The organism is Roseivirga pacifica, assembly GCF_900111145.1.
Lineage (GTDB): Bacteria > Bacteroidota > Bacteroidia > Cytophagales > Cyclobacteriaceae > Roseivirga > Roseivirga pacifica.
In genome coordinates this window covers 381,851-402,018 of the sequence record NZ_FOIR01000003.1, presented here as the reverse complement: position 1 = coordinate 402,018, position 20,168 = coordinate 381,851, and the positions used below count along the sequence as shown (strand labels likewise).

The 20,168-nt window shown below is 41.3% G+C and carries 22 protein-coding genes; 11 read left to right on the top strand and 11 right to left on the bottom strand.

Features of this window, described 5'->3' with window-relative positions:
* Positions 1-54 precede the first annotated feature (54 nt).
* The 3 genes from BMW98_RS16875 to BMW98_RS16865 form a co-directional block, all read right to left on the bottom strand.
* Positions 55-558: an AAA family ATPase gene (locus BMW98_RS16875; protein ID WP_090260074.1), complete on the bottom strand. Its 504-nt coding sequence runs from the start codon at positions 556-558 to the stop codon at positions 55-57.
* A gap of 26 nt (positions 559-584) precedes the next feature.
* Positions 585-1,562, bottom strand: a complete 978-nt coding sequence (locus BMW98_RS16870; protein ID WP_090260187.1) for a pyruvate dehydrogenase complex E1 component subunit beta — start codon at positions 1,560-1,562, stop codon at positions 585-587.
* Positions 1,563-1,686: 124 nt separating this feature from the next.
* The gene (locus BMW98_RS16865) at positions 1,687-3,474 is read right to left on the bottom strand and encodes a TPR end-of-group domain-containing protein (RefSeq protein WP_090260072.1); all 1,788 of its coding nucleotides are present in this window, start codon (positions 3,472-3,474) and stop codon (positions 1,687-1,689) included.
* 125 nt (positions 3,475-3,599) lie between these two features.
* Between BMW98_RS16865 and BMW98_RS20610 the strand changes: the two genes are divergently transcribed.
* The gene (locus BMW98_RS20610) at positions 3,600-3,818 is read left to right on the top strand and encodes a PspC domain-containing protein (protein ID WP_090260070.1); all 219 of its coding nucleotides are present in this window, start codon (positions 3,600-3,602) and stop codon (positions 3,816-3,818) included.
* On the opposite strand, the gene BMW98_RS16855 is transcribed toward BMW98_RS20610, so the two are convergent.
* The 4 genes from BMW98_RS16855 to hisS form a co-directional block, all read right to left on the bottom strand.
* Positions 3,811-4,824, bottom strand: a complete 1,014-nt coding sequence (locus tag BMW98_RS16855) for a glycosyltransferase family 2 protein (protein WP_090260068.1) — start codon at positions 4,822-4,824, stop codon at positions 3,811-3,813. The two genes, BMW98_RS20610 and BMW98_RS16855, sit on opposite strands and share 8 nt — an antisense overlap.
* Positions 4,824-5,156: a YbaB/EbfC family nucleoid-associated protein gene (locus BMW98_RS16850; protein WP_090260066.1), complete on the bottom strand. Its 333-nt coding sequence runs from the start codon at positions 5,154-5,156 to the stop codon at positions 4,824-4,826. The genes BMW98_RS16855 and BMW98_RS16850 overlap by 1 nt, the downstream gene beginning before the upstream one ends.
* Before the next feature lie 24 nt (positions 5,157-5,180).
* Positions 5,181-6,923, bottom strand: a complete 1,743-nt coding sequence (locus BMW98_RS16845) for a T9SS type B sorting domain-containing protein (RefSeq protein WP_090260064.1) — start codon at positions 6,921-6,923, stop codon at positions 5,181-5,183.
* Positions 6,924-7,006: 83 nt separating this feature from the next.
* A complete protein-coding gene (gene hisS, locus BMW98_RS16840; RefSeq protein WP_090260062.1) occupies positions 7,007-8,371 on the bottom strand; it encodes a histidine--tRNA ligase in 1,365 nt (454 codons plus the stop codon).
* Positions 8,372-8,527: 156 nt separating this feature from the next.
* On the opposite strand from hisS, the gene BMW98_RS16835 reads away from it, so the two are divergent.
* Positions 8,528-8,815, top strand: a complete 288-nt coding sequence (locus BMW98_RS16835) for a hypothetical protein (protein WP_090260060.1) — start codon at positions 8,528-8,530, stop codon at positions 8,813-8,815.
* Positions 8,816-8,865: 50 nt separating this feature from the next.
* Here the strand turns inward: BMW98_RS16835 and BMW98_RS16830 are convergent, their stop codons facing one another.
* A complete protein-coding gene (locus BMW98_RS16830; RefSeq protein WP_162844600.1) occupies positions 8,866-9,369 on the bottom strand; it encodes a metallophosphoesterase family protein in 504 nt (167 codons plus the stop codon).
* Between the two features lie 170 nt (positions 9,370-9,539).
* Here BMW98_RS16830 and BMW98_RS16825 point away from each other — a divergent pair, with 170 nt between their 5' ends.
* The 3 genes from BMW98_RS16825 (at position 9,540) to BMW98_RS16815 (ending at position 12,769) form a co-directional block, all read left to right on the top strand.
* Positions 9,540-10,949, top strand: a complete 1,410-nt coding sequence (locus BMW98_RS16825) for an OmpA family protein (RefSeq protein ID WP_090260058.1) — start codon at positions 9,540-9,542, stop codon at positions 10,947-10,949.
* A 112-nt stretch (positions 10,950-11,061) separates the two neighbouring features.
* Positions 11,062-11,364 (top strand): ArsR/SmtB family transcription factor, encoded by a 303-nt coding sequence (locus tag BMW98_RS16820; RefSeq protein WP_090260183.1) that lies wholly within the window; start codon positions 11,062-11,064, stop codon positions 11,362-11,364.
* 40 nt (positions 11,365-11,404) lie between these two features.
* Positions 11,405-12,769 (top strand): NAD-dependent succinate-semialdehyde dehydrogenase, encoded by a 1,365-nt coding sequence (locus tag BMW98_RS16815; protein ID WP_090260056.1) that lies wholly within the window; start codon positions 11,405-11,407, stop codon positions 12,767-12,769.
* Here BMW98_RS16815 and BMW98_RS16810 read toward each other — a convergent pair.
* Positions 12,766-13,359 carry a YdcF family protein gene (locus BMW98_RS16810; protein ID WP_162844599.1) on the bottom strand — a complete coding sequence of 198 codons (594 nt, stop codon included), beginning with the start codon at positions 13,357-13,359 and terminating at the stop codon, positions 12,766-12,768. The two genes, BMW98_RS16815 and BMW98_RS16810, sit on opposite strands and share 4 nt — an antisense overlap.
* Positions 13,360-13,645: 286 nt before the next feature.
* Between BMW98_RS16810 and BMW98_RS16805 the strand changes: the two genes are divergently transcribed.
* From BMW98_RS16805 to BMW98_RS16785, 5 genes are all read left to right on the top strand, one after another.
* A complete protein-coding gene (locus BMW98_RS16805) occupies positions 13,646-14,161 on the top strand; it encodes an RNA polymerase sigma factor (RefSeq protein WP_090260052.1) in 516 nt (171 codons plus the stop codon).
* Positions 14,145-14,900: a HEAT repeat domain-containing protein gene (locus BMW98_RS16800; protein WP_090260050.1), complete on the top strand. Its 756-nt coding sequence runs from the start codon at positions 14,145-14,147 to the stop codon at positions 14,898-14,900. Before BMW98_RS16805 ends, BMW98_RS16800 begins: the two co-directional genes overlap by 17 nt.
* Before the next feature lie 71 nt (positions 14,901-14,971).
* The gene (locus BMW98_RS16795; protein WP_090260049.1) at positions 14,972-15,748 is read left to right on the top strand and encodes a DUF4097 family beta strand repeat-containing protein; all 777 of its coding nucleotides are present in this window, start codon (positions 14,972-14,974) and stop codon (positions 15,746-15,748) included.
* Positions 15,749-15,842: 94 nt separating this feature from the next.
* On the top strand, positions 15,843-16,577 hold the full coding sequence (locus BMW98_RS16790) for a hypothetical protein (RefSeq protein ID WP_090260047.1): 735 nt from the start codon (positions 15,843-15,845) through the stop codon (positions 16,575-16,577).
* Positions 16,578-16,726: 149 nt separating this feature from the next.
* Entirely contained in the window at positions 16,727-16,999 is a 273-nt protein-coding gene (locus BMW98_RS16785) for a hypothetical protein (protein ID WP_090260045.1), read from the top strand.
* Positions 17,000-17,097: 98 nt separating this feature from the next.
* Here BMW98_RS16785 and mltB read toward each other — a convergent pair whose 3' ends face one another.
* Entirely contained in the window at positions 17,098-18,066 is a 969-nt protein-coding gene (gene mltB / locus BMW98_RS16780; protein ID WP_090260043.1) for a lytic murein transglycosylase B, read from the bottom strand.
* A 62-nt stretch (positions 18,067-18,128) separates the two neighbouring features.
* Here mltB and BMW98_RS16775 point away from each other — a divergent pair, with 62 nt between their 5' ends.
* Positions 18,129-19,304: an aminotransferase class V-fold PLP-dependent enzyme gene (locus tag BMW98_RS16775; protein ID WP_090260181.1), complete on the top strand. Its 1,176-nt coding sequence runs from the start codon at positions 18,129-18,131 to the stop codon at positions 19,302-19,304.
* Positions 19,305-19,570: 266 nt separating this feature from the next.
* On the opposite strand, the gene BMW98_RS16770 is transcribed toward BMW98_RS16775, so the two are convergent.
* The gene (locus tag BMW98_RS16770; RefSeq protein ID WP_090260041.1) at positions 19,571-20,146 is read right to left on the bottom strand and encodes a helix-turn-helix domain-containing protein; all 576 of its coding nucleotides are present in this window, start codon (positions 20,144-20,146) and stop codon (positions 19,571-19,573) included.
* Between the last annotated feature and the right edge of the window lie 22 nt (positions 20,147-20,168).

Below are 20,168 nucleotides of genomic sequence, written 5' to 3'. Positions count from 1 at the left end.
TTTAACTAATTCTTTCGTTAATCTAACTCGAATTTGCTAAAAGTCAAACTTTAACTAGGGAAGTAGTTCGATTTTGTCTTGAATCTTGCTGAACTCATTGGGTTGTATGCCATTGAAGGTCAGGTCAATTGTGGTTTGGTGTGGATTGCAATGGATTAAATTAGCCTTCCATACATGCTCCAAAAACCATTCTGGCTCTTCTCCCCAGCGCTGCTCCTTTCTACGTTTTACTAAGAATTCTTCCTTGGGCAGTTTAAGCATTACCTTTAAGTCTGCCTGATCGTTCAAGGCTTCATTTTGAAAGGCAAATATGCCTTCGAGCAAAACGTAGCTATGGTTATTGAGGGATTCTTTAACCTTTGCAATCAACTGCTGCCAATCTATACTTTCTGGGGTTTCCCAGTCGGTGCGATCGTTGATTTTTGGGATTTGATGGACAGGAAGTACGAACTCGTCCTGATCGATATGGGTAGCGTGGGGTAGGTGTTGTGCGAGGTATTGTGCGAGTGAAGATTTACCCGAGCGACTAATCCCGCCAATGAGAATAAGTTTAGCCATGGTTAATCGCTCAGGTTTAAAAGCTACTAGCGATACATTACGCTATCTACAGCTTCTAGTGTTCTTTTTACATTCGGTAGAATGGCTTCGATAAGTGTTGGTGCGTAAGGAAGAGGCAGGTCTAAACTGTTTACTCTTCTGATTGGCGCATCAAGGTAGTCGAAAGCATCTTTCTGTACGTTGAATGAAATATCTGTAGCTAATGAAGAAAGCGGCCAAGCCTCTTCCACAATTACTAGTCTGTTTGTTTTCTTAACCGATTCGATAATGGTAGGGTAGTCCAAAGGTCTTACTGAACGCAAGTCGATTACTTCGGCACTCACACCGTTTTTCGCCAACTCCTCAGCAGCCTCGTTTACTACTTTCATCATTTTACCGAATGAAACCAAAGTTACATCTGTACCTTCTTTTACAATGTGTGCTTGGCCAATAGGTAGCAAGTATTCGCCTTCAGGCACCTCGCCTTTGTCCCCATACATCAGTTCAGACTCCATAAAGATTACAGGGTCGTTATCGCGAATAGAAGACTTTAAAAGTCCTTTTGCATCGTATGGGTTAGAAGGAACAACTACTTTCAAACCTGGAGTGTTCGCATACCAGTTCTCAAAGTTTTGAGAGTGCTGAGAGCTCAACATACCAGCGTTACCAGTTGGACCTCTAAATACCATTGGAATAGGGAACTGTCCACCAGACATTGACATCATTTTAGCAGCAGAGTTGATCACCTGGTCAATCGCTACCAAAGAGAAGTTGAAGGTCATGAATTCGATAATCGGACGAAGGCCGTTCATTGCAGCACCAACACCAATACCGGCAAAACCAAGTTCTGCAATAGGAGTGTCAATTACTCTTTCTTCACCGAACTCATCTAACATGCCTTGGCTTACTTTATATGCACCGTTGTACTGTGCTACTTCTTCACCCATCAAGAAGATTTTCTCATCTCTTCTCATCTCTTCCGACATGGCTTCTCTTAGGGCTTCTCTGAACTGTATTTCTCTCATCGAATTGTTTTTAGCGGCCGTAAAAATAAACATTCATAGGTCAAATGCCAACAACGATTTTAACCAAAAGGCATAAAAAAAGCCCTCTCGCAAATCGGGAGGGCTTATATTATATAAGTGCTTCTTATTTCATTAAGTCCATGAAGGCTTGAGTGCCTGTGAAAGCTCTGAATTCTAGGTCGTTCATAGCTTTTTCTTTCATTGAAGCATCGGCACCGATTGCATTTTTAAGGTGCTGAATTACTTTGTTCTCGTTGTCTTGTCGAGCAGCAGCTACAGCAGCAGCGTAGTGTGCTTTTACAAAACCTCTGTCGCTGCTAATTACACCTTCTAGTGTAGACTGTGCTCTAGAGAAGTCTTTGCTCAATAACTGAGTTAAACCTTTGTTGAATTGGTTAGCAGTAGTGTTACCAGCACCGTTCAAAGAGCTAAGTGCAGCAGCATAGTCACCAACTTTAATTTCAACATAACCTTTAGTACCGTTAATGTTCTGTCTTACTGTGTTGCCAGGGTTCATGCCAGCAGCTTTAGTAAGTGCATCGTGTGCACCCCAAAGGTTGTTTTGCATTGCAAGGGCCATACCCATGTTAGCTTGTGCTTCAACGTTAGCTTTCTTTTGGTTAGAAATGTTGAAGTGGTTCAAAGCAGTAGATACGTGGTTTCTCTGCGTGCTACCTGAAGTTTGCTTAGCAAGCTCTAAGTGTACAGCACCTAGGTTGTTATGAATTACCCAAGTGTCATTTTTCTTAGCAGCAGCTTCCAAGATCATTTTCTTTTCTTCTAAAGAAGGGTTTTTAGCAGCAGCGTAAGCAAGCTCTTCTACAGAAAGTGCATCGGCAGGCTGGCTACCTCTAGCAATTGCTAAAGCAAGCGTAGCAATCTCTTCTGGAGATTTTTTCTCCTTAACTGTAAGTACTTCAGTTTTAGCAGTTCTTAACTGAGGGTAGATGTCAGTGAATACTTTTTTGTAAGTGCTAAGCTTCTGAAGTTGCTTCTCTTTTTGCTCGAATGAACCTGTACCGTTAATAATTCTAGTCCACTCAGATTTTTCGCTAGCAGAAATGCCGTTGTACTTAGCAAGCATTGCTTTAAGGTCAGTCCAATCTTCAACGATAGGCTTCAAAATAAATCTGATTTCGTCAGCCATACCTTGGTAATCGTACTTGTCCATTTGCTCTCTGTACCACTTCTCGATAGCATCAGCTCTTTCTTGAGAAAGCTCAGAGTTGAAAGTTTCTTTACCTTCTGGTGAGTGAGTACCAGTGATAGTTACAGTTCTAGTAACGTTTTTCTCTGCAATGAATGCTGCGAAACGCTCACCTCTATCACTGCTCTTTTCAGAAGACTTGAATACTGATCTTCCTTGGTCGAAGAAGAATTCTACGTTAGTAGGGATAAGTTCTTCTTGGTCGTTGTAACCGTGGTCTGCGTAAGATGCAGCGTAAGAAGGCTCTACTAGTTTAGAAGTAGTAATTACGCCTTCAGCAATTGCCAAACGGTCAGATGTTTTGTTTGCACCGTTTTTAGGGTTTGAAGCAACACCTTGAATTTCGATGTTCCCTCTACGCATAGCATCGTTGTAAGGGAAAGAGAAAGACTCGGTTACAGTTGGTTGTTCATTTCCAGTATAGTCATCAGCTCTAAACTCAATTGACTTTAGTTGAACTTCTTGAGTACCGTAACGGTAGTAAGTGTTGAGTGTGTAAACTTTCTTTGGTTTTAGAAGATTGGTAGGAAGTTTCGCAGTCATTTCAAAAGAAACAGTGTCAGCGTGTACCTCCAATGGGTTTGGTTCCACAGTAAGTCCCTGATCTTTGGATGCCTTGATCATCTGGCTCAATGCACAGCCTGACAAGGACATGATAGCCATGATCATGACAGGAAAAATCAGTTTAAAAGTTCGGGTTTTCATAAGTTTTTTGATTGTTTTTGTCTAGTTGCGCCTTTTTTGACGGACGCAATTTTAATAATTTTTTACTCAAATCCGATTTTACGAATAAGAATTTAGTCGTATTTTCGTATGAAACACAATGTCAAATGGAGAAACTACAGCGATTCTTTGAAAGTCAGGCGTTTGGGGTTTGTACTAAGCTTGGCGAAAAGCTAAATTTATCAACCTCGAGCATAAGACTCTTCTTTATTTACGCATCGTTTATTACCGTTGGGTCTCCAGTGATAATATACCTGGGGCTGGCATTCGTTATCAATTATCGGAAACATTTAAGAAGAAGGCAAAATCCAGTGTGGTTCAATTAAACCTATCTGGGAGTTCTTTGAAGGTTTTTCTGCCTTTAATAAAATATTGAAGAATAATAAGTCCTTGAAAACGTGGGCTTTTTTTGTGTTTTGGCTTTCCCTTTCTTCCTTTTAAATAATTACCTGCCCTCTGTAGAAAATGAAGGTGTGCTTTAAGAATTGCAAAGCCATGTGATGTGCCGCTTTCCATAGAAATCTTAATGGCTGCAATCCAATCTAATAGCATTCGCAGCGGAAGCTTCCACAGTAAACCAGTTGCGCTTTCATTCTTTAAGAGCATGCTTAAACCATTGCGAAAATTCAGATAAGTTTTTCGTGGGTTTTGTTTGTTAAGTGTACCGCCTCCCAAATGATAAACGGTGCTTTGGGGACAAACAGACACCTTATAGCCGGCATTCCAAATGCGCCAACACAGGTCTATTTCTTCCATGTGGGCGAAAAAGTGCTCGTCCAGCCCACCAAGTTTATTATAAAGCTTTCTATTTATAAACAAACTACTGCCCGAAGCCCAAAAGACCTCTCGTTGTTGGTCGTATTGATTGGTGTCCTCCTCAAGTTCGTCAAAAAGTCGGCCACGGCAGAATGGATAGCCTAGCTTGTCGATAAAGCCACCGGAAGCCCCTGCGTACTCAAAGTGTGTCTTCTTTTTAAAATCTAGGATTTTGGGTTGTGCGGCCATTAACTTTTCATCCGATTCCAATGAATTCAACACAGGAGGAATCCAGTTAGGCGTAACTTCTACATCAGTATTGAGCAAAACCACATAATCGGTTTCAATAAGTTGTAGGGCTTTGTTGTAGCCACCGCAAAAGCCATGGTTTTCAGTAAACTGTATAAGCTCAACGGTAGGAAAGTGCTCCTTAACAAACGAAACAGAGCTGTCGCTCGAGCCATTGTCTATTAAAACAACAGGGTAGGGTTTGCTGTGCTCAACAACGGAGGGTAAAAAAGTAGCAAGGTGTTGCTGGCCGTTGTAGTTAAGTAGGGCTACAGAAAGTGTTTTCATTAAAACATGTTGCCGAAATCCATGCCGGGAATATTTGGCATAATGCCCTCGGTGCTCTTTTTAATTTCTTCTTTAGCGCTTACATCGGCCTTTTCCATGGCGTTGTTAATTGCGGCTACCGTTAGGTCTTGCAGCATTTCTTTGTCTTCTTTAGTTAAAAGACTCTCATCAATATCGATTGATACTACTTGCTTTTTACCGTTTACAGTGGCTTTTACCATGCCAGCGCCAGACTCGCCTGTTTCTTTGATGTATTCTAGATTTTCCTGGGCTTCTTTCATCTTGGCTTGCATCTCCTTCACCTTGCCCATCATTTTCATCATGTCGAACATATCCGTAGCATTTAGAGCGTAAAACTATCGAATTAATGTTACAGTTCCTTTAGCCGTGGTAGGAATACCATCTCTATTGTAAGAAATCCTGTAAACGTATGCGCCAATTGGTGCAGGTTTGCCGTTAAAGGTGCCATTCCAGCCTGTAGTAGGGTCGTTACCTTGAAAAACTAATTCACCCCAACGGTTGAAAATGAGCATTTGAAAGTCTATGAAAATACCATTTCCTACAGTGAATGTGTCGTTTTGATTATCACCATTGGGCGAAAATGCATTAGGGATTCTTAATGAGCCCTCTAGCTCTACACAAGTTTCGCTGCTTGTGGTAGAAATGTTGCCGCATTCATCGGTGTAGGTGTAAGTGTAACAAACTTCGGAATAGCCGCCACTAATATCGGTGTCGGTAAAGTTTAAGGTGTTGCTGGTTCCTATGCTGTTAAAGCTTCCATCGGGTTGTTTTTCAAATATTTCTATTGCCGTAAAAGGGAAGTTAGGGGCTGGAAAAGCCAAATCGATTGCGTTTCCTGTGTATTCGGCCGTTGCCGCCACGGGTGCTGGTAATGTAATAACTTGGTTATCGAAAGGAGTTAAGGTTATGCTCCTCGAGATAGCTCCATTTTCAATTTTCTCTATGTAAATGGGGGAGAGGTATGTGCAGTCGTCAAACGATATGGTTTCTGTGCCTTGCGCTGTGTTTAGTGGTTGGATTAGGGCGCGATTATCTGCGTAAAGTAGTTCGGCCCCAGAGAAGTTTTGGGTGCTAGTCGCCCACTCCATTTCGGTATTAAACTGTTGGTCTACAGAAGTAGTACCAAGATTGAATATAATTGAGTGAACTGAATTTGATTGTACTTGGTAGGTTGGGGAGCAGAAGGGGGCGCCAAGTAAGAAAATTTCATAAAAATCAGTCGTGGTATTTAGAAAGGGGAAGTCGACTAGGGTTGTTGTTAATGCGGACGAGTTTCCTGTGCCTAGCTTCACAGTAATTATATCGCCTACATTTCGCAATAAAACTAATTCATAATAAACATTAGGGTCTAGTCCTCTGTGGGTTACCTCAATTGATGTCTCGTCAGTAACCACTACGCTTTCAATTTGGGGAGTGGCTATGCTTTCTAAAGTTGTAATGGTTTCGGTAACGGGGGTAGCACAGTTGGCACTGTTCCCATTGTTAAACCCTCCTGTAACAGTAATGGTGTAGGTGCCTTGGTTTGCATAGGTGTAATCGCTGGATACTACGGAGGTTCCTGCCGTGGTTTGAACGGGAGGGCTTCCATCTCCAAAGTCAATTTCAAAGTAATCGTAGTCTTGGTTGCCATTGGTGATTTTTACGTTTACACTGTTTTGTGTGCATAAATATGTTTCGAAATCGATTGGTGCTGGTGAGATGATGTCCACCTCTAGAATATCAATTCTATCCTCTGGATCATTAGACTGGGTTGAAGTGTCTACAACCCGAATTAGAAACTTGCCAGGTGTTGTGTATTGGTTTGAGGTTGATTGGCCAGGAGCAATTGTGGTGCTAAAACCATCAGTGCTATATGGGTCGTCAGGGTCTCCGTAAAAGTCAATAAAGAGTGTGCTGTTGTTCAGTCCTGTATTTGTAATTGTAATGGTAAGCGGGTTGCAGCCAGCGTTGTAGTCAACTTCAAACCAACCTTTGTCAGAGGTGATTTGCGCGTTAGTCGTATTGCTAATACACAGGGAGATCAATGCCAAAGCTAAGCCAAGTGCGTTTTTGATCTTTGTGTGAAAGCTGGTTTGCATTTAGTTTTTATTCTGTTCTATAACGCAATATATGGTTGAAACTTATGAATAAAACCAATCAGCCCCATAGATTGAGGCGCTTGTTATGAAAGCAGGTTAGCTAACGCGTCAATAGTAGCAGTCTGCTGATCTCCGGTTTCCATGTTTTTCAATACATATTCGCCCGACTCAATTTCGCGGGAACCCACCATAAGTACATGTGCTATGCCTTTATTGTTGGCATAGTTTAGTTGCTTCTTAAGTTTAGCAGCTTCTGGGAAAATCTCTGCTTTAATGTTTTTGCTTCTTAGTTTGGCTAAAATACCGAGTGCATGTGCCTCAGATTCCTTGTCAAAATTGGTAATAAGTATTTGGGTGATATCACTATTGGTTTCAGGGAAGAGGTTAAGTTCTTCCAGGCTATCATAAATACGATCGATGCCGAAGGAAATGCCCACGCCTGAAACACCCTCCATGCCAAACACACCGGTAAGGTTATCGTAGCGACCACCAGCCGTAATAGTACCCATGCTGATTGACGTTGGTTTAACCTCGTAAATAATGCCTGTGTAGTAGGATAGGCCTCTAGCTAAAGTTGGGTCGAATATGATTTGGTCTGTGGTTACTTTGAGGCCTTTAAGGTGCTCGAAAGTTTCGCTAAGTTCATCAAGCCCTGCTAAACCTACTTCAGAATTCACAAAAGCTTCGCGGAAGGTGCCTAGCTTTTCTTGGTTACTACCGGTTGTATTTAGCAATTCCTTTAACTTTTCAAGGTTTTGGCTGCTTACCCCAATGGTGCTTAGTTCTTCGGCTACTCTTTCCTCTCCAATTTTATCGAGCTTGTCAAGAATCACGCAAAATGCAGTGAATTTGTCGCTCACTTCGCATAGAGCTGCCAAACCTTCGAGTACCTTTCTGCTGCTTATCGAAACTTTATAGTCATTAAAGTTTAGTTGCGTGTATACCTCATTTACTATGGCCATTAATTCTGCTTCGCAAATCAGTGAACCGGTACCAACTACATCAGCATCGCACTGGTAAAATTCTCTATATCTCCCTTTTTGAGGTCTATCTGCACGCCAAACCGGTTGGATTTGATAGCGCTTAAAAGGGAAGGTGATCTCGCCACGGTTCATCACCACGTACCTGGCAAAAGGTACAGTAAGGTCGTATTTCAACCCTTTTTCTGCAATTTTAGGAGATAGTGCTTTTGCGCCTTCTTCGTAGTCGCCTGCCGAGGTCTTCTTCAAGAAATCTCCTGTATTTAAAATTCTAAAGAGTAGTTGATCTCCTTCGTCTCCATACTTACCGGTTAAAACACTCAGGTTTTCAATAGCTGGTGTTTCCAATGGCATAAAACCATACTTTTTAAATACCGAACGAATGGTGTTTAAAATGTAGTCGCGCTTAAGCATTTGAGCGGGGCCGAAGTCGCGAGTTCCTTTTGGTAAGCTAGGTTTTTGAGCCATTGTATTTAATTTTGGGCAAATCTAATAAATAGAAGGGCTAAGGAGTAAAGAGCGGGGAGGAAAATCAAAGAATTATTTCAAATATCTTTCCTAAACGTTTCTGATTTTTTAAACAAACTACTATCTTTGCCCCTCATTTAGAAAAGGCCTTGAAAAATGGGAGTAACGAGATTAAAAAGAAAAGCCAGAAGAAATAAGCAGACATCAGCAAAAAGAACTGCTAGAATTAAGACTTTAACTGCTAAGCCAGTATTGAAAAATGTTGACGCTGAGGAGTTGAAAGCTTCATTCACGACTGAAGAGCCTAAGAAAGCGAAAAAGGCTGCTGCTAAAAAAGAAGAAGCTCCAAAAGTAGAAGCAACAACTGAAGCTACTGAAGAGCCAAAAGCTGAGAAGCCTAAGAAAAAGGTTGCTAAGAAAGAAGAAACTAAGGAGGAAGAGTAATCGCCTCCCAACTCGATATACTTCAAACCCCGACAACTGTCGGGGTTTTTTTATGCCCTTCCGCGTTTGCCTAATTCAATTGCTTCAAGGTTTTCAATCTTTCCGTTGTTAATATCAAACCTTAAAAGTGTTCTTACATGGTGAAAACCGTGATGCCCTGCCGCTCCCGGGTTCATGTAAATTAAGTTTCTTTCTTTGTCGGGCATTACCCTCAGAATATGGCTATGCCCGCAAATAAACAGGTTGGGTTTGTGTTGGTTTAGCTTGGTTGTTATGCCCTTGGCATAGCGCGGTGGTTTGCCACCAATATGTGTAATGAAAACCTTTACACCTTCAACTTCGAAGGCTAAGTCTTCTATGGTTCGGCTTTGAATTGTTTTATCATCAATGTTGCCGAATACACCTCTAGTTGGTTTAAAAGCCTCTAGTTCATCAAGTACTTCATGGTTGCCGATATCCCCAGCATGCCATATTTCATCGCATGAATCGAAATATTCTAAGACTTTTTTGTCTAAAAAGCTATGTGTGTCTGATATGAGTCCGATTTTTATCATATGTATGTATATGGCCGTTCTTAATATGTATTTTCCGGTAATAAGGGTTTGAGTGTTTTTGGCTGTTCTATGTTCAATTCTATATATTTTGATTAGTTAAATAAATTCGTAAAAAATTATTATTTTACTTTAGAATTCAAGCAAACATTTATTGCACAAAACACAAAACTATGAAGAAACTACTCTTAATTACAGCATTAATGATCGCTGGTTTGTCTACGTACGGACAGACGGCTGACGACCCGTGGTGGGTAAATATTGAATATGCCAATAATAAGTTTGAATACAGATATTACGAGGGGCTTTTCAACTTCCTTGAGCTGGATAATTCTGCTTTTAGAGTTGGTGTGGATCGATACTTAGGAAAGAGTTTCGATTTAGAGGCTGGATTTTCTTATGGTAAGTTAATCCATGAAGACATCTTTGAAGCTAACCTGACAGACCTTGATTTACGACTTGTTTATAAGCTGGCAAACGGCTACATACTGAAGGAGGAATCAGTTTTTGCACCCTTTATTTTTGCTGGTGCAGGGGTTAACTGGTATGGGAATGTACAAGGGTTTTATGAAGAGTTCGAAGAAGGTACTTATGTGTCTCTTCCTTTAGGTTTGGGTTTTGATGTAAAGGTTACGGAAAAAGCTAGTATCACCTTTAAGGCTGCTTATAAAAAGAACATACAAGATGCGCCTGATTACATGCAGTACTCTTTAGGGGTTTCTTTCTCCCTACAACGCAAAAAGGATAGCGATGGTGATGGTATCTACGATAAAGAAGATGCTTGTCCGAATGAAGCTGGTCCTGCTGAGAACAAAGGGTGTCCTTGGCCTGATTCTGATAACGATGGTGTTTTGGATAAGGATGATGAGTGTCCGAACGATGCTGGTACTTTAAATGGTTGTCCTGATAGTGATGGTGATGGTATCAAGGATTCGGAAGATTCTTGTCCAAATGTAGCAGGTGTGGCTCAGTTTGGCGGTTGCCCTGATCAAGATGGTGACGGTGTTCAAGACTCTGAAGATGCTTGCCCTACTGTTGCTGGTACATTGAACGGTTGCCCCGATAGTGATGGTGATGGTGTGAGAGATCAAGACGATGAGTGTCCTAATGCTGCTGGTGGATTAAATGGCTGCCCTGATGCAGACGGTGATGGTATTAAGGATTCTGAAGATGCTTGTCCGAATGAGGCAGGTATTGCGGCTAATAGAGGATGTCCTGAAGTGAAAGAAGAAATCAGAGAAGTGTTGACCACAGCCGTTAAAGAAATTCAGTTTAATAGTAGTAGTGATGTTTTGAGGTCTTCATCTTTTGCTTCGCTTGATAACCTAGTGAAGATTATGAACGATAATCCGTCATATAAGCTATTGTTGAGTGGTTACACCGATAATACTGGTCCTGCAGCTTTCAACTTGGAGCTTTCCAAAAAACGTGCGGCTGCTGTAGAGAAATACCTCGAAGATAAAGGCATTGCTGCCGATAGAATCAGGTCTCAGGGCTTTGGTGAGGAAGATCCGATTGCTGATAATGGTACTGCGGCTGGTAGAGCTAAAAACAGACGTGTGCATATAGATATAGAGTTTTAGTACTCTAATTCAGGTTAATTTAAATGGGGTGTCGGTTTTGACACCCCATTTTATTTAAGCCTAATTTTTGGTTATATGAATGTATGTTCATATATTTGAGCAACCTATTATTATGGAAGAGCAACTTGATCACGAAAGAGTTGAGAAAATCGCCTTTGTTCTCAAAACTATCGCGCATCCCATGCGCGTTGCGATTATTGATTTGCTCAATGCAAATGAAAAAATGTCGGTGAACGACATTACAGCTTATCTTGGTCTAGAGCAATCGCTCACATCTCACCATTTGGCCAATATGAAAATGAAAGGTATTCTTGGAAGTAAAAGGGAAGGAAAGAATATATTCTACTTTCTAAAAATGAGAGAAGTGCCTAGCATTATCAAGATTTTGGAAGAGGTTAATGTAATCGTCTTTTAATTAGTTTTTATTCTCTCTATTACCTCTTAATTTGACTGATATGTCAATTCAGTCAATTAACCCCTATAACTATAAGATCAATCAGGAATTAGAGCCGCATAGCGACCAGTTTATGGAAGCAGCTGTGGAACGGGCTCATGACAGGTTTACTACTTGGAAGGTAGAGTCCTTTAAGGTTAGGTCAGATTTGTTTATGTCGCTGGCTGCAGTGCTAAAGAATAAAAAAGCGGCTTTAGCAAAGTTGATGACCTTAGAAATGGGGAAACTCTTTTCTGAGGCCGAGTCTGAGGTAGAAAAATGTGCTTGGGTTTGTGAATATTATGCCGAGCATGCAGAGAAATTTTTAGCGGACGAAAAGCTGAAATTTGAAGATGGAGAGGCGTTTGTGTCATTCGACCCATTGGGTGTTGCATTGGCTGTAATGCCATGGAATTTCCCGCTATGGCAGGTTTTTAGGTTTGCGGCTCCATCCATAATGGCAGGTAATACGGCTTTATTAAAACACGCCTCTAATGTGCCGCTTTGTGCTTTGGCTATTGAAGAAGTGTTCTTGGAAGCGGGATTTCCCCAGGGCGTGTTTCAAACTTTATTAATTGGTGCTGACAAGGTACAGGTACTGCTTGAAGATGATAGGGTAAAAGCTGTCTCCCTGACAGGAAGCGAAAAAGCAGGATCAATGGTTGCAAAAACGGCAGGTGAGCAAATTAAGCCTGTTGTGTTGGAGCTTGGTGGGAGCGATGCATTTGTGGTGTTAGATGATGCTGATATTGCTAAAACAGCCAGAATTGCCGCACAGTCCAGAATGATTAATTGTGGCCAAAGCTGTATTGCTGCCAAGCGATTTATCGTAGTTGAAAGGATATATGATGAATTTTTGGAAGCTTTTACTGCTTTCATGAAAACATACGAGCTGGGCGATCCGATGCTTTCTACCACCAAGTGTGGGCCAATGGCCATGTCTAAGTTTGTAGATGAGCTAGAAGATCAAGTGCAACGGTCTATTCGAAAGGGTGCTACCCCGCATTTGGGTGGAACGAGGGCCGATATTGATGGGGACTTTTTTCAACCAACAATCTTAACAGAAGTGACCAAAGGGATGCCTGCTTATGATGAGGAAATGTTCGGTCCTGTTGCTGCTGTCATTAAAGTGAAAAACGAAGAGGAGGCTATTGCAGTAGCAAATGACTCACGTTTTGGCTTAGGTGGTTCCGTATGGACCGAAGATAAAGCTCGTGGAATTGAAGTTGCTCGAAAAATAGTAACGGGTGCGGTTTATGTAAACCGAATGACAGCTTCTGATCCACGGTTACCATTTGGTGGAATCGGCAAATCGGGCTTTGGGCGGGAGCTTTCGCATTATGGCATTAAGGAATTTGTAAATGCTAAAACCATCGTAGCGAACTAAATGTAGCCCATTAGCTTGTAGGTGGCCATTCCAACAAGCTCTTTTATTACAGATTCCCATCGTTCTATGGCTTCGGCTTTTGGGATAAAAATGTCGTCAAAGTTCAAAGTGGGTGCTCCTGTTAAATATCCAGCTGGGAATTCACTAAACTCAATACCTTGTTTCTTCAAACACATTGCGGCCCTTTTCATATGAAAGGCAGAGGTTACTAGCAGGTACTTTTGATTAGGGAAATCTCTATTTAGAATCTCTGCTACTTTTACGGCATTCTCATTAGTGTTAAGTGCATTAGGTTCAACGGTGATTGCGCTGTCGGGAACACCCGTCATAACCAAAAAAGATTTTAGTCTTTCCGCAGCTGGTGACTGATTAGCTTGTTGAAAGCCAAGCCCACCAGAAACAATAATATGGTCCACTTTGCCAGAATTGTAGAGTTGTAAAGTATGCGTAATTCTGTCGGCACCGTTATTAAAATATACGCGATCATTCGGTGTTTTATCACTCTTTGTAACCCCTGAGAATACTATGGCCACATCATGTTTTTCAAGCGATTCGAATGGCACTGGTGCAGGTTCCCACCACAGCATCATGCGATTGCTTATGTATTGATTTGAAAAGAAAATGAGCATTCCGACCCCAATCCAGAAGCATCTTTTTTTCCGTTGCTGATTTTTTAAGAATACAGAAAGTAAGAGTGCGGCTATGATCCACGTGAGCGGACGAACAAAAAATGCGAGGATTTTAGAGAGTATAAAGAACACTTCTGTTTTTACTTAAATTGAGGTTTGCATTCAAATATTGTCAAAAGAAAAATAATCTCTAAAAAAATCGACTACTGCTGTAATGACTTTTTACAGCTCTCGTCTACGCTATTGAATGGAGTTGCAAGAGTTTAAAACAAAGGTTTATCCCCTGAAGGATCGGCTTTATCGCCAAGCATTATTTATGCTAAAATCGGTAGAAGAAGCTGAGGATACTTTGCAGGATGTAATGCTAAAACTTTGGCATAAACGCGAGCAACTGCTAGGCTACACGAGCGTAGAAGCGTACGCTGTCACCATGACGCGCAATGCATGTCTTGATAAACTGAAATCGAAGAAACATAAACACGGCTTCGATATACAGGAGATGGAACTTGACTCTGGTGTGTTGACTGCTCAGGAAAAAATGGAGCAAATGCAAGGAGCAAGTGTAATGATGCAGGCCTTCGATCGTCTACCAGAACAACAGCGAAAGTTGATTTTACTACGTGAAGTTGAAGGATTTAGCTACGAAGAGATTTCGGAGCGAACCGGGCTGGAAGTAAACAATATTCGTGTGGCATTGAGTAGGGCGAGAAAGGCGGCAAGGGCCACATATTTAAAATTAGTGAACTATGAGCAAAGTATCTGAAATAGAGCAATTGCTGGAAAAATACTACAACGGGGAAACTTCTCTTGAGGAAGAAATGCAACTCCATGCTTTTTTCGAAGGAGAAGCGGTACCCGACCATTTGAAGTCTTACAAGGTACAGTTTAATGTAACAGGTGCTTTTAAATATGAAACTTCTAAGCTGGATGAAGATTCGCTCTTCGCGAAGATAGAGCAGGATAAGGTAGTGAAGTTTCAGCCTTGGTATAAAAACCCATGGGTCGGAAGGGCCGCAGCTGCGGTGCTTATTATTCTGGTGAGTTTCTACGCTGGAGGTAAGTATGGACAGGATAGCGAAGTAGAGCAAATGCGCGAAGAGCTGGCACAAATGAAATCCATAATGTTTGAGCAATTAGAAAATGGCAGTGCGAGTGGCCGTTTGCAGGCAGTAAACAATAGCATGGAAATGCAAAACCCAGATGCCGAAACCATAGATGTGCTAATAGAAACCATGCTGTTTGATAAGAGTATGCATGTGCGCACCGCGGCTGTGGAGGCCTTGGTTAAATTCTCTGAACATAATGGAGTAAATACAGCACTGAACAATGCGCTCGAAACAGAGCGAGAGCCGGCTGTTCAAATTGCCATAATTAATGCGCTAGTAGCCATGAAGAACAAAAACAATATAGATGCGCTCGAACAATTGGCTGAAAGAGACTCAGTGTTGAAAGAAGTAAGAGGGGAAGCATTCATGGGGGTTTTCAAACTCAAAGAACTTTAATAAAGGGTAAAATCGATTTTAGAATTCTATAAATACAAGGTCAAAAACTCAAAAATTTTTAAAAGAAGAAAATGAAAAAGTTAAGCATAAAACTATCGTTAGCACTACTGTTTTTGGTAGCGGCAATTAGCGCAAAAGCGCAAGATTATACCATTGATGTTTCGAACCCATCTGGCACAAAATTGATGATCAAAGAAGTAAACCGTGTAAGCGTTGAGGTTTATGATGGTAATTCCATTCAGATATCTACTTCGGATAGTGGTGGAGACCCTGAAAGAGCAGCGGGTTTAACAGCGCTTAGTGCCAGAGGAAAGGATAATACCGGTATTGGTTTGAATGTGGAAAATGGCGGGAGCCAGATCACGGTTTTACAGGTTGCCAGAAGGGGTGAGGGCAGGTATAAGCTTAAGATACCAAAGAGCATGAAGGTTTCTATAGAACATACTGGTAACTATGAAGGTGGTAAAATAGAGGTGTACGGGGTAAGTACTGAACTTGAAATTGCCGGAACTTTTAACCCAGTCTATATGGAAGATGTAACGGGGCCTGCTTTGGTAAATACAGTTTATGGAGATCTAGAGGCTGTTTTTAATAGCTTAAGTCAGGTGGGGCCAACTTCGCTGGTAAGCGTTTACGGAGCTGTAGATGTAACAATGCCCGCTGCTACAAAGGCAGATGTAACTATCAAAACACCATATGGCGAGGCGTATTCCGACATGGAAATTCAGTTTCCTGATTCTGAAGGTATGAGAAAGCTGAACTCAACAATTGATGGTAAGCTGAATGGTGGAGGAGTAAAACTCGACTTAAAAGCTTCTTACGGAAATGTTTACCTAAGGAAGAAGTAATCAGCTATTCAATAAGGACAATATTCCTGCAAGTTTTTATGTCTAGTGTTTTTGCAGGAATGTCCTTAATCCAATCACTCAAAAACTTAAAACCATGAAACAACTCATTATACTATTAGCCACCGTTTTCGTGCTGAGTCAAGGTCAGGCTCAAACCGAATTTGTAAAAAGTTACCCTGTGCAGAATATCAGCAAGGTGAACTTTAGCTTTGAATACCCAGAGCTTGTAAAAGTAGAAACCTGGGATAAGCAGGAGGTTGAGATTACCGCAAGAGTACTCATTAACAATGGCGAAGAAGACGATAAGTTTTCAATCTCTGATAAGTCGAAAAACGGAGAATTGTATATCACTTCAAAGCTCGATGATATTAAGAGCTTCCGTAATTATGTTCGTGTGTCGGGCGATGATGACGATGATAAAGTTGTTCGCCTCAATAAAAACGGCTCCACAATTATAGTTGGTGGCAAGGATAAGGGACATTACAATGGTACCGAAGTTGAAATAGAACTGCTCGTAAAACTGCCAAAAAACCTAAAGGTGGATATGATGGCTAAGTTCGGAATTGTAGAAGTGATGTCTGCTCCAGATGACATTCATATAGAAGCCAAGTTTGGAGGTGTTGATCTTGTAGTGGACGAGGCAAGTTTGAGATCTTTAACCACTTCAACCTCTTGGGGTCAGATTTACTCCAATTTGGATGCAGCAATTAAGGTTTCTGGAGACGATATGCCAGGCAAGAAAATGTTCGCGGAGTTAGAGCAGTCTCGCGGTACCAAAAGCATTAAGGTGATTACCGAGTTTGGTAATGTCTATTTGCGCAAGAACTAACAAGTTGTTTTGTGCAGTCTTGTTAATTAGTGCTAACTACTGTTAAAACTTTAAGGCCAGTGCAACATTTTCCTGTTTCGGAGCATCTATAATGTAAAGTCGGTAACCAAATGAAAATTCAGAAGTACTGATTTTATAAACCAAAAGAAATGTTCACCCAACCAACCCTTTATTTAGGAGCTATGAATGGTCAGCATAAAATCACGATAAGCGGAGTGGTCTTTTATGTGGAGGACTGCTGTCAAAAGCAACTGTTGAACCATTTAGCGGCCATGAACAATTTCCGGAAAGACATGCCGTTAGATGAAAGAGTTGCAGAAGTGCTGCTAGATGAGCTGAAGGCTGTAGGAAAAGATGTGATTAGCGGGGTTGAAGTGGAGCACTTAATACAAAGAACAAAGCATTTAAGACAACCTGATTAGTTTTTGATTTGAGGTGATTTAATTAACAGGTGTTTTCTATCCAAAGCCCTTTTCTACCCTGAAAAGGGTTTTTGTTTTTGGCTGTCGAACGGGGATATCTATTGTGCTTCAACCTTGGCTTTAATGGCTTGCCCAAGCTGATGAACCGCCATAGCATACATTTTACTGTGGTTGTAGCGGGTAATTACATAGAAGTTGTAAAAGCCAAACCAGTGCTCTTTTTCTTCACCACTTTCTAAAATAATCAAAGTGGCTTTTGGGTTGCCTTCAATTTGGTCTTCAGGCACAATATCAATTGCAGTATAGTCTGAAAGGCTGTTCTTAGGGCGAAGAACTTGCTTGTTTAGCTTTCCTATATCTCTTTTGAAAATGGCCTTAGTGGTTACTGGCGCACCTGTTTGCCAGCGGTGAACTTTAATGTAGTTGGCCACGCTTGCCATGGCGTCTTCTGGCGAGTCAATTAGGTTGGCGGTGCCTTCATCGTAGCTTTTAGCATAGGCAATGTAGGAGCTTGGCATAAATTGCGAATAGCCCATTGCGCCTGCGTAAGAACCTTGCACGCTATTAATATCTAACCCTTCGGTTTCGGCAAGAATCAAATATTTCTCCAATTCGGAACGGAAGAATTTTCCACGTTTTGGGTAACCAAACCCTAATGTGTAAAGGGCATCAAGTACTTTGTAAGAGCCTTTTATTCTGCCGAAATAGGTTTCTACGCCAATAATTCCAATAATCACTTCCTTAGCTACACCAGTATCATCACTTATTTTCTCTAGAGCTTCTTTATGTTCATTCCAGAATTTTACACCAGCTTCAATACGCTCGTCTGTCATAAAAATTTTGCGATAACGCTCCCAGGTCATGGTGCCCTCTGCCGGCTTCGAAATCTTATCGATGATGTCTTGCTTGTATGTAGCGCCATCAAGTATGGCCCTGATTTCGGCTTCCGTTTTGTTGTGCTCCTTGGCAAAGGAGGTTATGAATGCTTCAACAGCGGTTTTGTCTACTTGCGCAGAAAGCGTGAAAAATGATAGAAAAAGCAGTGCTGTTAAAGTAAGAATTCTCATAGGTGTCCGATTTGCCTCCAATATAGATGTGAAAAAGGAATGAAAAAATGCTTATTTGCTATATGGCATTTTCACAAAACGAAATTCAAAGATTTCAGTCCGAAACAGACGGAACTAAACACAGAATTCACTTCAATAATGCAGGTGCTTCACTTCCTCCAAATATCGTGCGAGACGGTGTGATTGATTTCTTAAAAGAGGAAGCCGAGCTTGGAGGCTATGAAATTCATGCCGAAAGAGCTGATGAGTTAGCCGCTGTCTATCCGGCAATAGCAAAAATGCTCAACGCCAAGTCGAATGAAATAGCCATAATGGAAAATGCTACGTCAGCCTGGAATGCTGTTTTTCAGGCGCTCGATTTGAAAGATGGTGATGAGGTAATAACGAATCAACCAGACTATGCCAGTAACTATTTGGCTTATCTCAATCATCCGGCTGACCTTAAAATCAAAGTGATTCCGAATCATAAAAACGGTGATCCAGATTTGACTGCTTTGGAGCAGATGATAACGCCAAGAACCAAGCTGGTGAACATTACCCATATGCCTACGAATAGCGGGTTAATAGCGCCTGCTGAAGAAATTGGTGAAATATGTGAAAAGCATGGCTTGTTCTATTTGCTCGATGCCTGCCAAACTGCTGGTCAATATCCGTTAGATGTGAAAAGGTTAAAGTGCCACGCACTTTCGGCAACGGGAAGAAAGTATATGCGTGGTCCTAGAGGTACGGGGTTTCTGTTTGTAAGCGAAAAGAAATTGGCTGATTTAAAACCCTATACTATAGACTTGCATTCAGCTATTTGGACAGGTCCGAGTACCTACGAGGTGAGAAAAGATGCTCGCAAATTCGAAAATTGGGAAGGCAATCGCGCTAATCAGTATGGTTTAAAGCTGGCGGTAGAATATGCTACCGAAATTGGTCTGGACCGTATTTGGGAGCGGGTTTTGTACCTGTCAGCATTGTTGCGCCAGCAAATGGCTAAGGTTGATGGTGTACTGATTCATGATATCGGTTCTGTAAAAGGTGGGCTTGTGAGTTTTACCAAAGAGGGTTGGAAAGCACAAGATCTCCAAAATGCACTTTTCGAAAAGGGAGTTAATGTCTCGTGGAATGGCATACCGAACACATATCTTGATATGACCGAGCGAGGACTTACGGCAATAGTAAGGGCGTCAGTGCATTACTATAATACTGAGGAGGAGGTTGAGGACTTTGTGAAGATCCTTGCTACGCTATAAGTTTCATTCGAATCAATTACTTTTTTACTATTTGTCACTTTTAAAAGTTGACAAATATGCAATGCAATACGTTATCAAAATTTAATACGACTTTACATTTCAATTGTAAAGTGTTCCTTTCTTTTGTTTTTAAGTATCAATAAATCAATTAGTTAAATGTTAATTGTATGTGAATTGAGTTACGATTTCATTAAAGAGTAATCGTCAACTTTTCTCAAGAAATTCTCTTACTAATTTTACATATATGAACTTTTAAAAAGGCTGTCTTAATCGCCTTGGTTCATAAAGTAAGCTTTAAACAGTTTGGCTCTTGTAGAGCCGGGGTTTTTAAGAGAATGAGGAATCTGTCCATTAAAATACAGCGTATCGCCTTCCTTCAGATGAACTTTTTCATCGAGCAGGCCATATATGATTTCTCCTTCGAGCATATAAACCAATTCGTAAGAATCGTTGGCCAGGGGTTTTCTAAAGATGCCTGGCAGCACCGTTACAGTAACCACTTTTACAGGGGTGCTTTGAATAATCTTAGACATCAGGTTTTCGTAGGTGAGGCCTTTAGAATCGTACCGCGATTCTCTTTCGCCTTCACCGCTGCGAATAAGGGTGTAAGAAGCTTCAGGTTCTTCATCAACCGGTTTTACAATTTCAGAGAGAGGTTCTTCCAGCGCTTCGGAAATTTTATAGAGCACAGGCAAAGAAGGCATGGTTCTAAAGTTTTCAATTTTAGAAAGCAAGCCAGGCGTAATGCCACTCTTCTTGGCCACTTCGGCCAAGTTCATGCCCTTCTCTTTACGAACGTTTCGGAGCTTTTTGCCAATGGCGCTCAGTATGTCAGATTTCATGCTGGTAGCAGATTGAATTTTT